21 protein-coding genes are annotated in these 18,309 nt (G+C 64.3%); 10 read left to right on the top strand and 11 right to left on the bottom strand.

The features are described 5' to 3' along the window. The first annotated feature begins 82 nt into the window (after positions 1 to 82). Positions 83 to 676 carry a TetR/AcrR family transcriptional regulator gene (locus tag LMTR21_RS32395; protein WP_065753401.1) on the top strand — a complete coding sequence of 198 codons (594 nt, stop codon included), beginning with the start codon at positions 83 to 85 and terminating at the stop codon, positions 674 to 676. Positions 677 to 701: 25 nt separating this feature from the next. Next, positions 702 to 1,121, top strand: a complete 420-nt coding sequence (locus LMTR21_RS32390; protein WP_065753400.1) for a VOC family protein — start codon at positions 702 to 704, stop codon at positions 1,119 to 1,121. Between the two features lie 84 nt (positions 1,122 to 1,205). Here LMTR21_RS32390 and LMTR21_RS32385 read toward each other — a convergent pair whose 3' ends face one another. Together LMTR21_RS32385 and LMTR21_RS32380 are read right to left on the bottom strand one after the other, a co-directional pair. Beyond that, the gene (locus tag LMTR21_RS32385) at positions 1,206 to 1,892 is read right to left on the bottom strand and encodes an HAD family hydrolase (protein ID WP_065753399.1); all 687 of its coding nucleotides are present in this window, start codon (positions 1,890 to 1,892) and stop codon (positions 1,206 to 1,208) included. After that, positions 1,889 to 2,095, bottom strand: coding sequence for a cysteine-rich CWC family protein (locus LMTR21_RS32380; RefSeq protein WP_065753398.1), 207 nt, complete (start codon positions 2,093 to 2,095; stop codon positions 1,889 to 1,891). The genes LMTR21_RS32385 and LMTR21_RS32380 overlap by 4 nt, the downstream gene beginning before the upstream one ends. 99 nt (positions 2,096 to 2,194) lie before the next feature. Between LMTR21_RS32380 and LMTR21_RS32375 the strand changes: the two genes are divergently transcribed. Both LMTR21_RS32375 and LMTR21_RS32370 read left to right on the top strand, forming a co-directional pair. Beyond that, positions 2,195 to 3,763 carry a DUF1800 domain-containing protein gene (locus LMTR21_RS32375; RefSeq protein ID WP_065753397.1) on the top strand — a complete coding sequence of 523 codons (1,569 nt, stop codon included), beginning with the start codon at positions 2,195 to 2,197 and terminating at the stop codon, positions 3,761 to 3,763. Then, positions 3,763 to 5,004, top strand: coding sequence for a DUF1501 domain-containing protein (locus tag LMTR21_RS32370; RefSeq protein ID WP_084030650.1), 1,242 nt, complete (start codon positions 3,763 to 3,765; stop codon positions 5,002 to 5,004). The genes LMTR21_RS32375 and LMTR21_RS32370 overlap by 1 nt, the downstream gene beginning before the upstream one ends. 152 nt (positions 5,005 to 5,156) lie before the next feature. Here the strand turns inward: LMTR21_RS32370 and LMTR21_RS32365 are convergent, their stop codons facing one another. The 3 genes from LMTR21_RS32365 to LMTR21_RS32355 all read right to left on the bottom strand — a co-directional run bounded on the left by LMTR21_RS32365 (position 5,157) and on the right by LMTR21_RS32355 (position 7,741). Beyond that, positions 5,157 to 6,098: an aldo/keto reductase gene (locus LMTR21_RS32365; RefSeq protein ID WP_065753396.1), complete on the bottom strand. Its 942-nt coding sequence runs from the start codon at positions 6,096 to 6,098 to the stop codon at positions 5,157 to 5,159. Between the two features lie 263 nt (positions 6,099 to 6,361). Then, positions 6,362 to 6,823: a GNAT family N-acetyltransferase gene (locus tag LMTR21_RS32360; RefSeq protein WP_065753395.1), complete on the bottom strand. Its 462-nt coding sequence runs from the start codon at positions 6,821 to 6,823 to the stop codon at positions 6,362 to 6,364. Positions 6,824 to 6,928: 105 nt separating this feature from the next. Further along, positions 6,929 to 7,741: a PAS-domain containing protein gene (locus LMTR21_RS32355; protein WP_065753394.1), complete on the bottom strand. Its 813-nt coding sequence runs from the start codon at positions 7,739 to 7,741 to the stop codon at positions 6,929 to 6,931. Between the two features lie 201 nt (positions 7,742 to 7,942). Between LMTR21_RS32355 and LMTR21_RS32350 the strand changes: the two genes are divergently transcribed. Both LMTR21_RS32350 and LMTR21_RS32345 read left to right on the top strand, forming a co-directional pair. Continuing rightward, positions 7,943 to 8,296 (top strand): DMT family protein, encoded by a 354-nt coding sequence (locus LMTR21_RS32350; protein ID WP_057839829.1) that lies wholly within the window; start codon positions 7,943 to 7,945, stop codon positions 8,294 to 8,296. Between the two features lie 119 nt (positions 8,297 to 8,415). Beyond that, positions 8,416 to 9,702: a M20/M25/M40 family metallo-hydrolase gene (locus LMTR21_RS32345; protein ID WP_065753593.1), complete on the top strand. Its 1,287-nt coding sequence runs from the start codon at positions 8,416 to 8,418 to the stop codon at positions 9,700 to 9,702. Between the two features lie 49 nt (positions 9,703 to 9,751). On the opposite strand, the gene LMTR21_RS32340 is transcribed toward LMTR21_RS32345, so the two are convergent. The 4 genes from LMTR21_RS32340 to LMTR21_RS32330 form a co-directional block, all read right to left on the bottom strand. After that, a complete protein-coding gene (locus LMTR21_RS32340) occupies positions 9,752 to 10,912 on the bottom strand; it encodes a PQQ-dependent sugar dehydrogenase (RefSeq protein WP_065753393.1) in 1,161 nt (386 codons plus the stop codon). Positions 10,913 to 10,998: 86 nt separating this feature from the next. Then, the gene (locus LMTR21_RS40405; protein ID WP_187399250.1) at positions 10,999 to 11,172 is read right to left on the bottom strand and encodes a hypothetical protein; all 174 of its coding nucleotides are present in this window, start codon (positions 11,170 to 11,172) and stop codon (positions 10,999 to 11,001) included. A gap of 196 nt (positions 11,173 to 11,368) precedes the next feature. After that, positions 11,369 to 12,022, bottom strand: coding sequence for a glutathione S-transferase family protein (locus LMTR21_RS32335; RefSeq protein ID WP_065753392.1), 654 nt, complete (start codon positions 12,020 to 12,022; stop codon positions 11,369 to 11,371). A 198-nt stretch (positions 12,023 to 12,220) separates the two neighbouring features. Continuing rightward, entirely contained in the window at positions 12,221 to 13,483 is a 1,263-nt protein-coding gene (locus tag LMTR21_RS32330) for a glycosyltransferase family 87 protein (RefSeq protein ID WP_065753391.1), read from the bottom strand. Between the two features lie 190 nt (positions 13,484 to 13,673). On the opposite strand from LMTR21_RS32330, the gene LMTR21_RS32325 reads away from it, so the two are divergent. Together LMTR21_RS32325 and LMTR21_RS32320 are read left to right on the top strand one after the other, a co-directional pair. Continuing rightward, entirely contained in the window at positions 13,674 to 14,876 is a 1,203-nt protein-coding gene (locus tag LMTR21_RS32325) for a pyridoxal phosphate-dependent aminotransferase (RefSeq protein ID WP_065753592.1), read from the top strand. A 225-nt stretch (positions 14,877 to 15,101) separates the two neighbouring features. Continuing rightward, positions 15,102 to 15,617 (top strand): DUF992 domain-containing protein, encoded by a 516-nt coding sequence (locus tag LMTR21_RS32320; RefSeq protein ID WP_065753390.1) that lies wholly within the window; start codon positions 15,102 to 15,104, stop codon positions 15,615 to 15,617. A gap of 73 nt (positions 15,618 to 15,690) precedes the next feature. Here LMTR21_RS32320 and LMTR21_RS32315 read toward each other — a convergent pair whose 3' ends face one another. Both LMTR21_RS32315 and LMTR21_RS42100 read right to left on the bottom strand, forming a co-directional pair. Beyond that, on the bottom strand, positions 15,691 to 16,035 hold the full coding sequence (locus tag LMTR21_RS32315) for a helix-turn-helix domain-containing protein (RefSeq protein WP_084030639.1): 345 nt from the start codon (positions 16,033 to 16,035) through the stop codon (positions 15,691 to 15,693). Next, positions 16,032 to 16,235 (bottom strand): type II toxin-antitoxin system RelE/ParE family toxin, encoded by a 204-nt coding sequence (locus tag LMTR21_RS42100; RefSeq protein WP_430642489.1) that lies wholly within the window; start codon positions 16,233 to 16,235, stop codon positions 16,032 to 16,034. The genes LMTR21_RS32315 and LMTR21_RS42100 overlap by 4 nt, the downstream gene beginning before the upstream one ends. Positions 16,236 to 16,639: 404 nt before the next feature. Between LMTR21_RS42100 and LMTR21_RS32305 the strand changes: the two genes are divergently transcribed. Together LMTR21_RS32305 and LMTR21_RS32300 are read left to right on the top strand one after the other, a co-directional pair. Further along, on the top strand, positions 16,640 to 17,122 hold the full coding sequence (locus tag LMTR21_RS32305) for a DUF992 domain-containing protein (RefSeq protein WP_065753389.1): 483 nt from the start codon (positions 16,640 to 16,642) through the stop codon (positions 17,120 to 17,122). Between the two features lie 135 nt (positions 17,123 to 17,257). After that, complete coding sequence (locus LMTR21_RS32300) at positions 17,258 to 18,091, top strand: alpha/beta fold hydrolase (protein ID WP_065753388.1); 834 nt, start codon at positions 17,258 to 17,260, stop codon at positions 18,089 to 18,091. Positions 18,092 to 18,309: the final 218 nt, after the last annotated feature.

Here is an 18,309-nt window from a genome sequence, read left to right as displayed (position 1 = left end):
CTCCGGAAGAGATGGTGTGTTGCGGTGACCCTAGAAGACCATCCGGATTGTGTATATTCACTGGTTAGTATACATAGCCGGCATGGCACGATCCGCAGTCCCGACCCGCGACCGCATCGTCTCGGCGGCGAACGCGCTGTTCTATAATGACGGCATCCGCGGCGTCAGCGTCGACGCCGTGGCCGAAAAGGCCGGCGTCACCAAGCGCACGCTGTACTATCATTTCAAAAGCAAGGACGATCTCGTCGCAGCCTATCTCGCCGGCCGCGATCAGCCCAATCTGGCGCTGTTCCGGCAGTGGTTTTCGGAAGCCCGCGGCGGCCTGCCCGCCAAGGTCGAAGCGATCTTTCGCAACCTTGCGCGCTCGGCGCGGCATCCGAAGTGGAAGGGATGCGGCTTCCTGCGTACCTCCGCCGAGCTTGCCAACATGCCCGGCCATCCCGCGATCAGGATTGGCGCCGCGCACAAGAAGAAGTTCGAGGGCTGGCTGCACGCGACCTTCGAGGCGGAAGGCATTGCCGAGCCCTTGCTGCTGGCGCGGCAAATCCTGCTGCTGCTCGATGGCTCGTTCGCTGTCGTCCTCTTGCATCGCGATCCCAGCTACATGGAAACCGCGGGCGAGGCGGCGGCTTCCCTGACGGCAGCGGCAATGGCGCGGCGGCGCAGCCGGCGCTAACATGTCACGAGACGGGGGATCGACCATGCCTGACCATGCAGACACGACTTCCACCGCAGCCTTCATCACGGCCGCCGAGCCTCAGCTCTTCGTCGCCGATATCAAGGCGTCCTGCGATTTCTTCACCGGCAAGCTCGGCTTCAGCGTCGCCTTCACCTATGGCGAGCCGCCATTCTATGCGCAGGTCGCGCGCGACGGCGCGCGGATCAACCTGCGCTGCGTCGCCGCCCCGCTGATCGATCCGGAGCTGCGCGATCGCGAGCAGTTGCTTGCTGCGTCGCTCACGGTCGCGGGTGCGGAGGAGATCAAGAACCTCTTTCTTGCGTTTCAGTCGGCGGGCGTAACGTTCCTCCAGACGTTGCGGCGCGAACCCTGGGGCGCTCGCAATTTCACCGTGAAGGATCCGGACGGCAATCTGCTGCTATTTGCGGGACCGGCGGAATAAGTTTCGTAGGGTGGGCAAAGCGCAGCGTGCCCACCATCATCACGAGCGCGGTGATAATGGTGGGCACGCTTCGCTTTGCCCACCCTACAAGCGTCGTCCAAATTCACCGCGCTCGCGCAGCATTGCCAGCACCGCATTCAGATCCGGCAGCACGGCCGCGCATTTCGCGCGGGTCTCTTCCGTCGGCGCCGCCATGTCCGGCACCATGATGGTAATCGCGCCGGCGGCGTGGGAGGCAGCGACGCCGTGATTGGAATCTTCCACGGCGATGCAAGCTTGCGGTGCGAGGCCCAGACGTGCCGCAGCGAGGAGATACAAATCCGGACTCGGCTTGCCGTGCGCGACATCGTCGAGCGTCAGCACGGTGTCGAAGCGCGCGCGGATGCCGCCGAGCGACAAGTTGCGTTCGGCGGAGCGCCGCGACGACGAGGTCACGATCGCCATCGGGCAATCGGCGGCGGCAAGCGCGTCGAGCAGTTCCAGCGTGCCGGATTTAAGCGGCAGGCCGGCTTCCATCAACCGGTCGCGGTTGACGAGGAAGGCGCGGTTGATATCGGCGAGCGGAAAGTCCGCGCCGTAGCGATCGAGCAGCATGGCCTCGCAGGCCGGGCCGGGAAGGCCGACCATGGCGTGGCACAGCGTGACCGCGTCATCGGCGAAGCCGCCGGCCGTGAGCGCTGCGACGAGGCTCTCGAAATAGACTTTCTCGGTGTCGAGCAGCGTGCCGTCCATGTCGAGCAGGACAGCGCCGACATTCCATTTCGCGTTCATGCCGCACCCGCGGTCGTGCGCTGCTTGGCGAGTGTGCGCAGGCAGTCCGGGCAGAAGCAATCGCCGCCGTCGACCGGCATCGGCATGCGGAACGCCTCGTCGCTGCACCAGCAGGGCCCGGACGGGTTGCAGCCGAATTCGGTGCCGCAGCCTGCGCAGGCGAGGCGACGCGACGATGGCAGTTGTTCCATGCGCTTTGTCATCAATGAGGCTGCATCCTGACGCGGAATTAATCCCGGGTTCACGCCGAAGCACGTTATATTGCGCCACTATACGTCCGGGAAGAATTTTAGGGAAATTCGATGGCCCGCGATTCGCAAGCCGCCCTCGTTGCCCTCAATCGCTTCGGCTTCGGTGCGCGCGGCGGAGCCTCGGGCGATTTTCTCAACGCGGCGTCCGATCCGCGCGGCTTCGTCAAGGCAGAACTCAGCCGGCCCAATGGCGCGCTGCTCGAAGTGCCGGGCTTGCAGTCGACGTCCGCGCTCGGCAAGGCGGCGTTCGATTATCAGTTCGAGGTTCAACGGGCGCGCGATGCCGCCGCCAAATCGGCAACGCCGCCAGCGGCGGGCGAGGGCGCATCGCAGCAACCGCCGCCGGACGCCAAGGGCCAGCGGCGAAACCTTTCGCTCAACAGCATCGCGATGGAGATGGCGCCGAAGGAGCCGCCGGCGAAGCCGCCGGAAAATGCGACGATGTCGGGCGCCGAGATGATGCAGCCTGCTCCGCCAAAACCGTCGCCGCCGCGCACGGCCGAACTCAACATCATCCAGAAGACCTTTCGCGCCGAGGCGTTGGCGCGGCTGCAGCGCGCCGTCATTGCCGACGGCGGATTTGCCGAGCGGCTGGTCGTGTTCTGGTCGAATCATTTCTGCATTTCCGCCGCCAAGGGCGGGCTGGCGCAGATGTGGGCCGGTTCGTTCGAGCGCGAGGCAATCCGGCCGCATGTGCTGGGGCGCTTTGCTGACATGCTGAAGGCGGTCGAGCAGCATCCGGCGATGCTGTTCTTTCTCGACAACCAGCAATCACTGGGCCCGGATTCGCGTGCCGGCAAGAATCGCAATCGCGGGCTGAACGAAAACCTCGCCCGCGAAATTCTGGAACTGCATACGCTCGGCGTCGGCGGCGGCTATTCGCAGGAGGACGTCACCGCGCTTGCAAACATCATCACCGGCTGGACCTTTGCCGGCAGGCTGGGCCAGCTCGGTGCACCCGGCACCTTCGTGTTCAACGCCAATGCGCACCAGCCGGGCGCGCAGCGGGTAATGGGAAAGATCTACGATGCCGAAGGTTTCGCGCAGGGCGAGGCGGTGCTTAGGGATATCGCGCGCCATCCTTCGACCGCGAAATTCATCGCGGGGAAATTCGCGCGCCATTTTGTATCCGACGATCCGCCGCCGGTGCTGGTGGCGCGGCTGGCGGATGTCTTCACCAAAACCGACGGCGATCTGAAGGCGTTGGCGCTCGCGCTGGTCGATTCCGACGAAGCCTGGAAAGCGCCGCTCGCCAAGATCCGCTCGCCTTACGAATTCCTGATCGCGGCGGGCCGGCTGCTGGCGCAGATTCCGAACAATCCGAATCTCTATCTTGGCGGCCTGAGGACACTGGGCCAGCCCCTATGGTCGCCTTCCGGGCCGAACGGTTTTGCCGACAGCAACGCCGCCTGGCTGGCGCCGGAGGGCATGAAGCTCAGGCTCGATATCTCGACGCAGATTGCATCGCGGATCGCCGAGGGCGTCGATCCGCGCGACCTGCTCGAACTCGCCGCCGCCGACATGGCGTCGGTGGAGACGCGGCGCACCATCGAGCGCGCGGAATCGCGGCAGCAGGCGCTGGCGCTGTTGTTGATGTCGCCGGAATTCCAGAGGAGATGATGTCGATGGAAACGGGCATGGATTGCTGCGAGGACATGCGGTCATCGGCGACATCGCGGCGTGCCGTGCTGCTCGGCGGCGCGTCCTTTGCGGCATGGGCTTACTTGCCGAAATTCGCGCGCGCCGCCGATGGTCGCGATCCACGGCTCGTGGTCATCATCCTGCGCGGCGCGCTGGACGGGCTTGCGACCGTGGCGCCGATCGGCGACCCTGATTACGCCGGCCTGCACGGCGCGATCGCGCTGTCATCGAGTGGGCCGAACGCGGCGCTGCCGCTCGACAATTTCTTTTCGCTGCATCCGGCGATGCCGGAGTTTGCGCGGATGTATCGCGACAAGAAGGCCGCGGTGATCCATGCGGTGGCAACGCCCTATCGCGACCGTTCGCATTTCGACGGGCAGGACGTGCTCGAAAGCGGCTTTGCGGGCCCCGGCCGGGTGCAATCCGGCTGGCTCAACCGCGCGCTCGAAGGCTTACCGAAGGGCGAACGTGTGAGCAGCGCGCTCGCGGTCGGGCCGACCACGCCGCTGGTGTTGCGCGGCGCGGCGCCGACCGTCGGCTGGGCGCCGCTCGCGGTGCCGCAGGCCAGCGAGGACACCGCGATGCGGCTGCTCGACCTCTATCAGCACCGCGATGCTGCGTTGAGCGCGGCGCTGAAGCAGGGCCTCGCGCTCGACAAGGCCGCGCAGGGCGACGACATGAAACCGAAACCCGGCGCGGGCGGCGTCGCCGCGATGCGGCTGGCGGCGCGCGGCGCGGCGCGGCTGATGGGGGCCGACAACGGCCCGCGGATCGGCGCGCTCGCCTTCGACGGCTGGGACACCCATGCCAATGAAGGCGGGCCGGTGGGGCGGCTGGCGCAACTGCTCGGCGGCCTCGATGGCGCACTCGCCGAATTCGAAACCGGGATGGGACCGCGCTGGCGCGATACCGTGATCGTCGTCGCCACCGAGTTCGGCCGCACCGCGCGCATCAACGGCACGCAAGGAACGGATCACGGCACCGGCACGGTGGCGCTGCTCGCCGGCGGCGCGGTGAAAGGCGGCCGGGTAATCGCGGACTGGCCGGGACTGAAGCCGGCGAGCCTCTATCAGGGCCGCGATCTCGCGCCGACAACGGATCTCCGCGCGGTGATGAAGGGCGTGCTGAAGGATCAGTTCGGGCTGGCGGAAAAGGTGCTGGCGGAGGCGGTGTTTCCGGATAGCAGTGCCGTGAAGCCGATGCAGGGATTGGTGGTTTAATTTGGTCGATACTGCCGTCATGCCCGGCCTTGTGCCGGGCATCCACGTCTTTGGAGCTTGCGGAAAGTTAGACGTGGATGGCCGGGACAAGCCCGGCCATCACGAATAGCTGTACAAGGGACGGGGAGAGGGAGCGAGAGAGCGGTCGTGCCTTACGACCTCGTAATCTCGTCCACCTCCGCCATCTCCTCCGCGCTCAGCGTCCAGCCGATCGCTTTCACGTTCTGCTCGACCTGTTCGACGCGGGTGGCGCCGGCGATGACGCTGGCGACTTGCGGGCGCTGGGCGAGCCAGGAGAAGGCGAGTTCGAGCATGGTGTGGCCGCGTGCTTGCGCGAACGCCTGCAGCTTTTCGACGATGTCCTCGTTGCGCGCGGTGACGTAGCGGTCCTTCAGCGCGGGTGCCTTGGCGAAGCGGGTATCGGCGGGAGCAGCCGCGCCGCGCTTGTACTTGCCGGTCAAAAGTCCGCTTGCCAGCGGGAAGAACGGCAGCAGGCCGAGCTTGTATTCCTGCGCTGCCGGCAGCAGATCCTTTTCGATACCGCGCACCACGAGGCTGTATTCATCCTGGCAGGAGACGAAACGGTTGACGTTCATCTGCCGCGCCAGCATTTCCGCTTCCGCAATGCGCCAGGCCGGAAAGTTCGAATTGCCGATGTAGCGCACCTTGCCCTGGCGCACGAGATCGTCGAGCGCGCGTAGCGTCTCTTCCATCGGCGTCAGGGGATCGTAATCGTGCTGCTGGTAGAGATCGATGTAGTCGGTCTTCAGCCGCGTCAGGCTGGCCTCGACCGCGGACATGATGTAGCGGCGCGAGGCGCCCTGCTTGGTGCCGTCGGTCGCCATCGGCTTTGCGTATTTCGTCGCCAGCACGATGTCCTTGCGGCGGTCGCCCAGCACCGTGCCGAGCACCGTCTCGGAGCCGCCCATGCCGGCATAGATGTCAGCGGTGTCGAACAGGGTGATGCCGAGGTCGATCGCCTTGTGGATCACCTTGCGCGAGGTCTCCAGATCGGTGCGCTGGCCGAAATTGTTGCAGCCGAGGCCGACGGCGGAAACGCGCAGGCCGGAGCCGCCGAGATTGCGAATTTGCATGGATCGATCCTGTGGGAAGGGCGGAGAGGGCGCATTGTGGCCCGCACGGCTTTCACCCGCAAGCAGCGGGGTGACCTGCGCCGACGCGTGGCAGGTATGCGGCACAAAAAGAGGCGGCCCCGGTCAGACGCGGCGACTGACGGGGACCGCTTGGGGCGCGTGATCTGAGACGGGGGCCTGATCAGACGCAGGCGCAACTTATCCGTGCTTTGTTACGCGCACGTGACAGCCAACTTATCCACAGGCGGGCCGAAGGCCGTGCCTCAGAGCATCTTGCGATAGACGACGAAGCCGGAGCGGTCCGCGATCTTGTCGTAGAGCTGCATCGCGGTGTGGTTGGTTTCGTGCGTCTGCCAATAGACGCGCGATGCGCCGGCGAGCCGGGCCTGTTCGTAGACGCCGTTGATGAGCGCGCGGCCGATGCCCTTGACGCGCGATTCCGGACTGGTGAACAGGTCTTGCAGATAGCAGTTCGGCTCGATCATGGTCGTGGAGCGGTGAAACAGATAGTGCGTCAGCCCGAGCAGTTTGCCGCCGCTCTCGGCGACCAGCGCGTGCACCGGCTCGTAGGCATCGAAGAAGCGCGCCCACGTCATCGCCGTGATCTCGGGCGCCAGCGCGGTCGGTCCCGAGCGGTCGTAGAAGGCGTTGTAGCCGTCCCATAGCGGCAGCCATTGCGCATAGTCCTGACGGGTGACGAAGCGGATGATGAGGTCGCCGGACATGCACGATTCCGTTTTGTTGGGAGGTGACGCGCTGGAGGAGTGTCTGCCATTACTACAGACACGAGAGCCGGCGATCAATGTCGCGAGGGGATTGCGTTGCCGCTGCTATTCCGCCGCGCCGAGGTGCCGGGCGAGGCTGCGGTTGCTGCCGCGCAAGGCGCGATAGTAGTCCGCGCTGCCGGGATCGTCGGTGTGGCGAACGAGGTCGGTGATCGGCGTGTAGCTCAGCATGCGTCCGCCATCGGGCAGCGCCGTGCAGGTGAAGCGCAACACCTCGCCGTCCACGAGTTCGATGTTGATCGGCGTGGAATCGCCGGTGCGGATCATCTCGGTGCGCTTGGCGATGAAGGCGCTCAGTTCATCCTCGGGCAGTTGCCAGGCGCCGGTGTCGCGGCCGTGATACATCAGCGCGATGAAGGGCGGCTTGCTGTCGGCCTGCGCGTCGGACAGCTTGAAGTAGTCGCGGAAGGCGCGGTTGATGAATTCGGCGCGGGTGTCGGAATCGAGCAGCACGATGCCGATATCGACCTGGTCGAGCGCGGCCGACAGGCGGTCCGCGGTGGCATGATGCTTCTTCTCCCACGCGAAGGCATCGACCCATTTCTGCCTGAGGAGCCCGGTGATCAGCGCGGTGCCGCCGGCGGTCGCCGCGAGCAGCAGCATGCGCGCCAGGTCCGACATGTCGTAGCCGGGGGTGGCGCGGTGGTTGAGGAAGAACAGCGCGGAAGACGCTACCGCGATGACGGCGCTGGCCATGCCGGAGGCAATGCCGCTGATGGAAGCGGAAAAGGCGACGATGCAGACGAACAGCGGCGCGGGATTGGGGACCGAAACGAAGTGCCGGTCGACGAGGAAGGCGATCAACGCCGTCGCCGTTGTCAGAGCCGGACCGGAGATTGCGCGCCAGTTTAACTGCATGCCGTTCTCGTCACTTGCCGGGAATAAGACGCCAGCATGCCTGATTGTTTCGATTGTGCCCGCCTTTCTGCCGCCAGTCCTAAGAGAGCGTTGCGCCGATACGTCAGGCTTTCGTATTTTTGAAATCAAATGATATCGAGTTACGGAACGGGGTATCGTACCCGACGATTAGCGCACGACATTTTTTCAAGAGGGAAATCTATGCCGACTGTTTCGCCGACGCTGCTGCCGATCCTGATGCTGTTCGCTTCCAACGTCTTCATGACCTTCGCCTGGTATGGCCATCTGAAGTTCAAGGAAAGCGCGCTGCCGACGGTGGTGCTGGTGAGCTGGGGGATCGCCTTCGTCGAATATTGGCTGGCGGTGCCGGCCAATCGCTGGGGCAGCGCGGTATATTCGGCTGCCCAGCTCAAGACCATCCAGGAGGTGATCACGCTGGTGGTGTTCGCGGCCTTCTCGGTGCTCTACCTGAAAGAGCCGCTGGGATGGAATCACGCACTCGGCTTTCTCTTCATCGCCATCGGCGCGTTTCTGATTTTTCACAAGTGGGCGTGAGGGCTCTTGTATTGAGTATACGGAACAAGGCTGTCGAACCGAGGTTGTAGCCTGCCCGCCACGATGCTTCAGTGCTGCATTATCAACTTCCTGCTTCCAACCTCACGGACCGCCGCGCCATGCCCCGACCGCACGCTGCCTTGTCCCTTGTTCGTCCATTGATCGCATCGCTCGCGCTGGCATTTGCCGCCGTGGCGCACGCCGCGCCGGTGGCCGATGTCCACGCGTTGGCGCAGAAGGAGCAGCAGCCGCTGCTCGATACGCTGCGCGACCTCGTGCAGATCGAATCCGGCAGCGGGGACATTGAAGGCCTGAACCGGCTCGCCGAGCGCATTGCCGGCCAGCTCAAGCAGCTTGGCGGCGCGGTGGAAGTCCTGCAGCCCAGCGACATCTACCGTCTCGACGACACGCCCGAGAAGGTAGGCCCGGCTGTGCATGCCGTCTTCAAGGGCACGGGCCGCGCGAAGGTCATGCTGATCGCGCACATGGATACAGTATACCTCAAGGGGATGCTGAAGGATCAGCCGTTCCGCATCGATGGCGACAAGGCCTATGGCCTCGGCATAGCCGACGACAAGCAGGGCATCGCCCTCATCATCCACGCCGTGGCCATGCTGCAGAAGCTGAGCTTCAAGGAGTATGGCGAGCTCACGGTGCTGATCAATGGCGATGAAGAGATCTCTTCGCCCGGCTGGCGCAGCACGATCACGCGGCTCGCCGCCGAGCAGGATGCCGTGTTCTCGTTCGAAGGCGGCGGCACCGATGGCGCGCTGCGGCTTGCCACCAGCGGCATCGGCTCGGCCTATCTCACGGTGCACGGCAAGGCGTCGCATGCGGGCGCCCGGCCCGAAGGCGGCGTCAACGCGCTGTACGAGCTGTCGCATCAGCTCTTGCAGATGAAGGACCTGTCCAGGCCGGAGCAGGGCCTGAAGCTGAACTGGACCGTCGCCAAGGCCGGCACCAACCGCAACGTGATCCCGGCCGAAGCCACGGCGCAGGCCGATGCGCGCGCGCTCAAGGTGGCGGATTTCGACGGGCTCGAGCAGGCGCTGCGGGACAGGATCAAGACGAAGCTGCTGCCCGATTCCAGGGTGGAGCTGAAATTCGAGGTGCGCCGGCCGCCGCTCGAAGCCACCGACGCCTCGCGCCGCGTGGCGGATTACGGCAAGACGATCTATCGGGAAATCGGCATGTCGCTCAACGTGGCCGAGAAAGCCACCGGCGGCGGCACCGACGCGGCGTTCGCCGGCCGCAAGGCGAAGGGGGCGGTACTGGAAGGCATGGGCCTGTCGAGCTTCGGCGCGCACTCCAACGATGCCGAATACGTGAAGGTCGACACCATCGTGCCGCGCCTCTATCTCACGACGCGCATGATCATGGACGTGTCGAGCGGCAAGCTGAAGTAAGCGGTATCCACTTGGGCAATGACGTGAAGAGAGCCCACGGGCGCAAAAATCATTTCGCGGCCGGTGCTACCCGCAATACCCGTCCGTTCGAACTATCTGTCAGCAGCCACAGCGCGCCGTCCGGTCCCTGGCGGACGTCGCGGATGCGCTCGTGCAGGTTCTGCAGCAGGCGTTCCTCCGAGATCACCGTGTTGCCGTTCAGCGTCAGCCGCACCAGCATCGCGCCGCGCAGCGCGCCCAAAAACAGGCTGCCGTTCCATTTCGGAAACAGCTTTCCGGTGTAGAAGGCCACGCCCGACGGCGCGATCGATGGCACCCAGTATTTGAGCGGCTGCTCCATGCCGTCCTTGGCGGTGCTGTTGTGGATCTTCGCACCTGAGTAATCGATGCCGTAGCCGATCACCGGCCAGCCGTAGTTCTTGCCCTTGCCGGCGACATTGACCTCGTCGCCGCCGCGCGGGCCATGCTCGATTTCCCAGGGCTCGCCGGTCGCCGGATTGATCGCAAGCGCCTGCACGTTGCGGTGCCCGTAACTCCAGATTTCCGGCTTGGCACCGGCGCGGCCGGCAAACGGATTGGCCGCCGGCACCGACCCATCGGGCGCGATCCGGACCACCTTGCCGAGATGATTGCCGAGATTCTGCGCTTCGTCGCGATAGGTGAAGTGATCGCCGAGCGCCACGAACAGATTGCCGTCATCGGCCTGCGCGATGCGGCAACCATAGTGATTGCCTGACGACAGCGGCCCCTGCTGGCGGAAGATGATCTTGACCTCGTCAAGGCGGCCATTGCTGTCGTTCAGTTTCGCGCGCGCGACCGTGGTGCGTCCGCCGCCCTCGGTCCGTTCGGCGTAACAGAAATAGATGGTCTTGTTCTGCGCAAAGGATTTGTCGGTGACGACATCGAGCAGGCCGCCCTGACCGGAGGCCCACACCTCGGGCACGCCCTTGAGCGGCGGCGAGATCTGCCCTTCGGCGGTGACGAGGCGCATGCGGCCGGGGCGCTCGGTGACCAGCATCTTGCCGTCCGGCAGAAACGCCAGCGCCCAGGGATTGACGAGGCCCCTTGCGACGGTCCGCACCTCGAGCTCGCCGGCCGAGGAACCGAACGCCTGCTCCTGGCCGCGCGTGCCGGTGGCGATCAGGAACGAGACCGCCAGCAGGATCGCTACCGCCAGGGCGACGGTGACAAGGCCGACAGGTGTCTTCATGCGAGTCCAATCGCGATGCCAATCACCGCGCGTTCGCCAATGTCATCGCGCGTTCGCTAATGATGCAAACAAAAAGCCGCAAACCATTAAGGAAAGGGCATCGCGACGGTGGCCTTGATCGACAGCACCGTCAGCGTGACCATGAGACAAAGCGATAGCGTGCCGATCGCGAGCGAGGTGGCGATCGCTCCAAGCAATCGGGAAGAAGCAACGGGCGCACGGCGGCTTTCGAAGCCGACCGTGCAGGGCGACCGAACCATGGTCAAAATCCTTGCAGTGCGGGGCGAATCACCCACGATGTCAGGAAAACCTTGCAACGATCACCGGCAACAATACGGCCGATCAGCCGTTGAAAATGGCAGAATAGCGGCAAAGGTTAATGTTGTGCCCGCTATTGTTAACTTTTGGCGGTCCCCTCGCGCGAAAGTGAGGAGCCTGCCGCTGGCCTGACGGCGGTCAGGCGCCAGCGACGATGCCCGCCTGGTCGTCGACCTCGCTCTCGGGCCGCCAGTCCATGGTGACGAAACCGGGGGTCTGCTCGACCCGCCGCAGCCAGGCACGGATGGCGGGGAAGGTGGCGAGGTCGTAGTCGCAGCGGTCGGCGACATGAGTGTAGCCGTACAGCGCGATATCGGCGACCGTGAGCTGCCCGGCGGCGAAATAGGCGCGGGTCTTGAGGTGGTTTTCCATCACCTGCAGCGCGGCATAGCCGCGCTCCATCCAGTCCTCCAGCGCATGCGTCTGCAGGTCGCGGCCACCCTTGACCAGCGACAGCCAGAAATAGGCGGCGCCGATATTGGGCTCCAGCGCGTGCTGCTCGAAGAACATCCATTGCAGGGCTTCGGCGCGCTCGACCCGCGACTCCGGCGCCAGCGAGGTGCCGCCGCAGACATACCAGAGGATGGCGTTGGACTCGGCGAGGTAGCGGCCGTCGGCGACTTCCAGCAGCGGCACCTGTCCGCTCGGGTTCTTCTCCAGAAAATCCGGCGTGCGGCTTTCGCCCCGGAGAATGTCGACTTCGATCGCCTCGTACGGTGCATTGAGCAGCGCCAGCGCAAGACGGACCTTGTAGCTGTTGCCGGAGCGCTGCATCGAATAGAGCTTGTACATCGTCCTGGATTTCACTCCGATCGAGAAAGCACGCACGCAGCAGTTGCGCCGCGCCATCAGCGGTTCACACCGCAACGCGGCCAAACAATGATGCCGATATCACTGCGTCGCAAGTCCTGCGGAATGGAAAAAGTCGAAAACCTCTACTGCACTGCACGCGCGCAGCATGTTTTCATCAACACGGCGGAACAACAAAGATCACGCTTGCGCGACGCGGGGCGCGCCAAGCGCATGGCTGGCGCGATCGAGGGCCGCGCGCCGCAATACAAGTGCACAGAAGGCCAGCTCCGCGAACAGGCCCAGGGGTATGTAGCTGACGCCGGCGATGCTGCGCGACAGCAGCGGCGCGATCCAGACAAATGCGAGCAGGCTGATCTCATAGTCGCCGAAGCGCGCATCCGGTCTCGCCGCGACGAACGCGACGAAGAAGGCAAGCGCGGGCGCAAGCAGCATCAGGTCGTAGTCGAGGACGTGCGGGGAGGCGAGCGCGGTGGCGGCGATCAGAAGCGCCGCCTTGACGGCGTGATCGCGGCTTGCATGCCAGACCCACGCTGTGGCGGCGACCGTGAGGACGGACACCGCTGTTTGCGCCATGTAGGCAGGAGTCACGCCGCCGCCCCACAGCCTGATCGCGGCAAACGCGCTCTGCAGTTTCTCGAAGCCGACATTGCCTTCTTCCAGCAGCACCTTGCGCGAGATCTCGGTGGAGGCGAAGAACGCGGTCCATGCATCGACGCCGAACAAGGCTGCGGATGCGCCGACGAGAACGATCACGGTCAGCCCTGCGGAAAAAAACGTGCGCCATTGTCCGGCGGCCACCAGCGCCAGGGGAAGCACGAGCGCGAACTGCGGCTTGTAGGACAGAAGGCCAAACAATACGCCAGCGACAAGCGGTCGTCGCGGCAGCACGACCAGCGCCGCACCCAGCAACGCGGCGCTCAAAAAGCCGTTCTGCCCGTGGCCGAGATTGATGAAGACGGCGGGGAAAGCGACGGCCACCGGCAGCCACAGCCGGCCGATCGCGCCGTGCTGCTGCCGCGCCGGCCGCAGGATCGCGCCGACCACCGCGAGATAGAACGCGAACGTAAGACCCTGCCATGCGGCGAGCGCCAGCGCGTATGGCAACAGCGCCAGCGGCGCGGCCACGAGGAAAAAGCTCGGCGGATAGAGCCAGCTATAGAACGGCGTGTCGGGCCCGAACAATTGCCGTTCGCGGGCATGATGCAGGGCCATGTTGTAGGCGTCCGCCGCTCGTCCTTCCAGCGCCAGCGCGCCGGCCGCGTAGAAGCTGGAAAAGTCGGTCCCGATCGGCTTGCCGTTGCGGTCGACCAGGTCATGCGACAGGGCTATCCAGCCGACGACGGCCAGGCCGGCGAGGGCCAGCAAGATCAGGCAATAGGCACGGACGCGCGAAGCCGTCAGCCATTCGCCGGACCGCAGCGCTTGCCAGATATGAGCCATTTTACCGCGGAACTTTACGAATATTGCGCCGTATTGCTCCGACCGTACCGAGCCCGCTTTAACGTTTCCTAAAGTTTGGCCGTTTCCGGCCAAGCTTCTTGCGATGCAGCGCCGAGCGCCGTAGGGTGCGTCGTTCCCATCAAAAAGAGTCGTGAATTACAGAGCTCACGACGTTTGCCAGGAGATCATGATGCCCTTCCTGTCCGCCTCGCTCGCCCGTGTGAAGCCGTCCGCGACGATCGCGGTCACGGATAAAGCACGGGCGCTGAAAGCGGCGGGCCGCAACGTCATCGGCCTTGGCGCCGGCGAGCCGGATTTCGACACGCCCGCCAACATCAAGCTGGCGGCGATCCGCGCCATCGAGGCCGGCAAGACCAAGTACACCGATGTCGGCGGCATTCCCGAGCTGAAGGAAGCCATCATCAACAAGTTCCAGCGCGAGAATGGCCTGACCTACAAGCCGAACCAGGTCATCGTCGGCACCGGCGGCAAGCAGGTGCTCTACAACGCGCTGATGGCGACGCTGAACCCCGGCGACGAGGTCATCATCCCCGCGCCGTACTGGGTCAGCTATCCCGAGATGGTGGCGCTGGCCGGCGGCGAGTCGGTGCCGGTGGTGTGCCCGGCCTCCAGCGGCTTCAAGCTGCGGCCGGAAGATCTGGAAAAGGCGATCACGCCGAAGACCAAATGGATCATCCTGTGCTCGCCGTCGAACCCGACCGGCGCGGCCTACACGCGCGCCGAGTTGAAGGCGATCACCGACGTGCTGGTGAAGCATCCGCATGTCTGGGTGATGACCGACGACATGTACGAGCACCTGGTCTATGACGACTTCCAGTTCGCTACGCCCGCGCAGGTCGAGCCGAAACTGTATGAGCGCACGCTGACGGTGAACGGCGTCTCGAAGGCCTATTGCATGACCGGCTGGCGCATTGGCTATGCCGGCGGTCCCGCCGACCTGATCAAGGCGATGGCGACGATCCAGTCGCAGTCGACCTCGAACCCGTCGTCTATCGCGCAGTGGGCGTCGGTGGAGGCGCTGAACGGTCCGCAGGACTTCATCCCCGTGCACAACAAGGTGTTCAAGGAGCGCCGCGATCTCGTGGTGTCGATGCTTAACCAGGCCAACGGCATCGAATGCCCGCGGCCGGAAGGCGCGTTCTACGTCTATCCGTCCTGCGCCGGCACCATCGGCAAGACCTCGCCCTCGGGCAAGGTGATCGCCAATGACGAAGACTTCGTCACGGAGCTTCTGGAGAGCGAAGGCGTCGCCGTCGTGCAGGGGTCCGCGTTCGGCCTCGGCCCGGCGTTCCGTATCTCCTACGCGACCAAAACCTCCGACCTCGAAGACGCCTGCAAGCGCATCCAGCGCTTCTGCGGCAATCTGCGATAACAAGCGTTTTTTCGCCAAACAAACCCGTTCCGCATGTGATGCGGGACGGGTTTTTGTTCGGATAAGCAATCGCGTCAAAAACACGGTCGTCAAATCACATCACGCGTGAATCGAAGCGCAATGTTTTGACGGCTTCTTGAGCACGCGCCATGTTTCCGCCACGGCGCTTCCATCCTGTCCGCTCCGCTAAATTTGTTCATCATCATGATGCGGAGACTGGGACACATGCGACTGCTGACACTAACTATCGCCACGCTGGGATTGATCGCGCCGATCGCAAGCGCCAACGCGGCGCCGCCGGTTCGCGCCGGCATCCTGCAATGCCAGGGCGGCCAGAATGTCGGCTTCGTCGTCGGCTCGGTGACCAGCCTCGAATGCGTGTTCCGCAGCGAAGGCCGCCGACCCGAGCCCTATATCGCCAAGGTGCAGCGCATCGGTCTCGATCTCGGCGTCACCGAGCAGACGCAGTTGCAATGGGCCGTCACTGCGCCCAGCAGCCGGCTCGGCCGCGGCGAACTCGCCGGCTCTTACGGCGGCGTCGGCGCCAACGCATCGATCGGCATCGGCGGCGGCGGCAACTTCCTGGTGGGCGGTCCCGCCAACGCCTACGCGCTGCAGCCGATCAGCCTGCAGGGACAGACCGGGCTCAACGTCACCGCAGGGATCGCCGGCCTCGAACTGCAGCCGTTCTACGGCAACGGCCCGCGCCGGCACGCCCGGCGCCATCACCGTCGCGGTTGAGGGATGGCACGTTAAGGAAAAGGCCCGCGCGAGCGGGCCTTTTTTTGTTGTTTGTTGCGTTCGGCTTCGTGGGCTACGCGGCCCGAATGAAGGTGATCCGGCCAGCCGTGCCGCGTTTGCGATGCGGCTTCAGGGTAATCTCCACATCTTGATTGAAGGCGGTGAGCATCCGCATCAGTTTTTCCACCGAAACCAACCGGAACTGGCCACGCAGCAACTTCGACAAATCGGGCTGTTTCATCTCGATCAGCGTGGCGGCCGCGACCTGAGTCAAGCCACGTTCGGCGATCAGCCGTTTCAACTGCACCACCAGTGCCGCCTTAAGCTGGTGCTCCTCTGCATTGGGCAGGCCAAGGTCGGCGAAGATATTGCCGCTTCCGACTTCATGGGCGGGCAACTTTTTCTTGGCGCTCATCATCGAGTTCCCTTGGTTGCTTTATGGATCGCTTCGGCATCGCGCAGGCGCTGCCGGACGAGATCCATGTGACGCTGCGGTGTGGCTATCCCGCTGGTGGATTTCTTCTGGAACGCATGCAGGACGTACAAGACGCCCTCAAGACGCACCGTGTAGACGGCGCGATAGGTGTCACCGTCAAAGTTGTCGCGAATCTCCAACACACTCCGCTCAAGCCCTTCAGCGGCTTTGCGCCATGCGGATGCTCCCCGACCTGAGCTTCAAAAAGGGCTTGCCCAATCCCGCTGCGAACCGCCGCTGGAAATCCTTTCAGGTCCTTTCGGCTCGACCCCACGAAAACCGCAGGTTTGATAGCGCGGAGCAGATCTTTCACACTATTATAGATATATACCTATAGCGCGCCGGTCAAGTGCTTCCATCGGCGATGTGTTTTTGCACACCATAGTTCGTCGCTTCACGGAATGACGATCGGATGGAGACGGCTCGCTTCAGCCTCCGCCATTCTGGCACGACCTGTGATGTTATGGCATAGAACGGCGAACGCCGCGGGCACGGCCTTGCTCTTGATTCTCTGCTCGCATCAACGTTTTTCAGCCGGAGATACTTCATGCGTCGTTCTCTAATCCTTGCCGCGGCCGCGCTCGCCTCGCTCGCATCCTCGATCGGCGGCGCGGCTGCGCAGCAGGTGCAGCGCGTACAGGTCGGCGTGCTGGAGTGCCGCGGCGGCGCCAGCGTTGGATTCGTCGTCGGCTCGGTCACCAATCTCGGCTGCGTGCTGCGCGCCGAAGGGATGCCGGAGGACCGCTATATCGCGACCATCCGTAAAGTGGGGCTCGACCTCGGCATCACCCAGGAATCGGCGCTGGCGTGGGGCGTGTTCGCGCCGGTAGCGCAGCTCGGCCCCGGTGGCCTCTCCGGTGACTATGTCGGCGCGCAGGGCAGCGCGACGCTCGGTGTCGGCGTCGGCGGCAACGTCCTGGTCGGAGGCTCCGCCAATTCGATCGCGCTGCAGCCGCTGAGCGTGCAAGGCCAGGTTGGCGTCAGCATTGCTGCCGGATTGCAAAGTCTGGAACTCCGGCCGGGGCGTTAGCTAAACGCTGCTTCACCAGAAGCCGGATGAACTCAGCGACATCCGGGTCTCTGGCCTGGTCCTTTTCCGCGCATATCGGTGCGTGCACGCGGGCAGCTTGCTAGCCGGTTCCTCCGGCGCGGGCTAGCATGCCTCATGAGTTCGAATTTTCAGATTACGTCCGGCCAAGCCAGGCTGGCGGCGACAATCGTCGGTCAGGGCGACCCTGTTGTCTTTCTCCACGCCGCGGTTTGCGACAGTCGCATGTGGCGTGCGCAACTGGATGCAGCAGGGATGAGCCATAAGGCGATCGCGTACGATCGGCGGGGCTTTGGCGAGACCCGCGCGGAAAAGGAGGACTTTTCGGCAGTCGCGGATTTGTTGGCGGTGATTGACGCCGCTGCGAACGACGCGCCGGCAATCCTTGTTGGATGCTCGCAAGGCGGACGGGTCGCGCTCGACGCCGCTGTTCTGCATCCATCCCATGTCCGCGCCCTCGTTCTCATTGCGCCCGGCGTGAATGGCGCGCCGGAGCCGATCCATCCACCCGGCATCGAGCACCTGATGGCGAAGCTCAGGGAAGCGCAGGAAGCCGGCGATCTGGATCAGGTGAACGCAATCAAGGCCTATCATTGGCTGGACGGCCCCCTGCAGCCCGAGGGCCGTGTTACGGGCGAGGCGCGCCGGCTGTTCCTCGACATGAACGCGATCGCGCTCCGGTCGCCGCCGATCGGGTCGAACCTCGATGTCGTGCCCACCTTCCATCGTCTGGGCGAGATATCGGCACCATCGCTTGTAATCTGGGGTGATTTCGATTTCCCGCACATTCAGGAACGAAGCCGTCACATGGCAACGACAATGTCGAACGCGTCGGGCCATGTCTTGACCGGTACCGCCCATCTGCCGAGCCTGGAACGGCCAACCGAGATCGCGGACCTGCTGACGGCGTTCATCGATCGTTGCTCCGGCGTCGCGCATAAGCAAGTGTAAGTCGGATAAGCGAAACTTACTGGAACTGGGGCCGGGAAGGTGGCCCACGTCTGTCACCATCTATTCTTTCCCCGGCTAGGAAGATGGATTGCTTCCGCCTTCGCCAAGGCTACGGCGGACAAGTCGCGTGCCAAACTCGCAATGACGGCCAATCTCCGTCTGTCCCTTCACATCGCACCGCAGCGAATTTTTCCCGCTTGCCAAATCGTCGCGACAGG

This window comes from Bradyrhizobium paxllaeri, from assembly GCF_001693515.2.
Lineage (GTDB): Bacteria > Pseudomonadota > Alphaproteobacteria > Rhizobiales > Xanthobacteraceae > Bradyrhizobium > Bradyrhizobium paxllaeri.
This window is presented reverse-complemented; position numbering and strand designations above follow the sequence as displayed.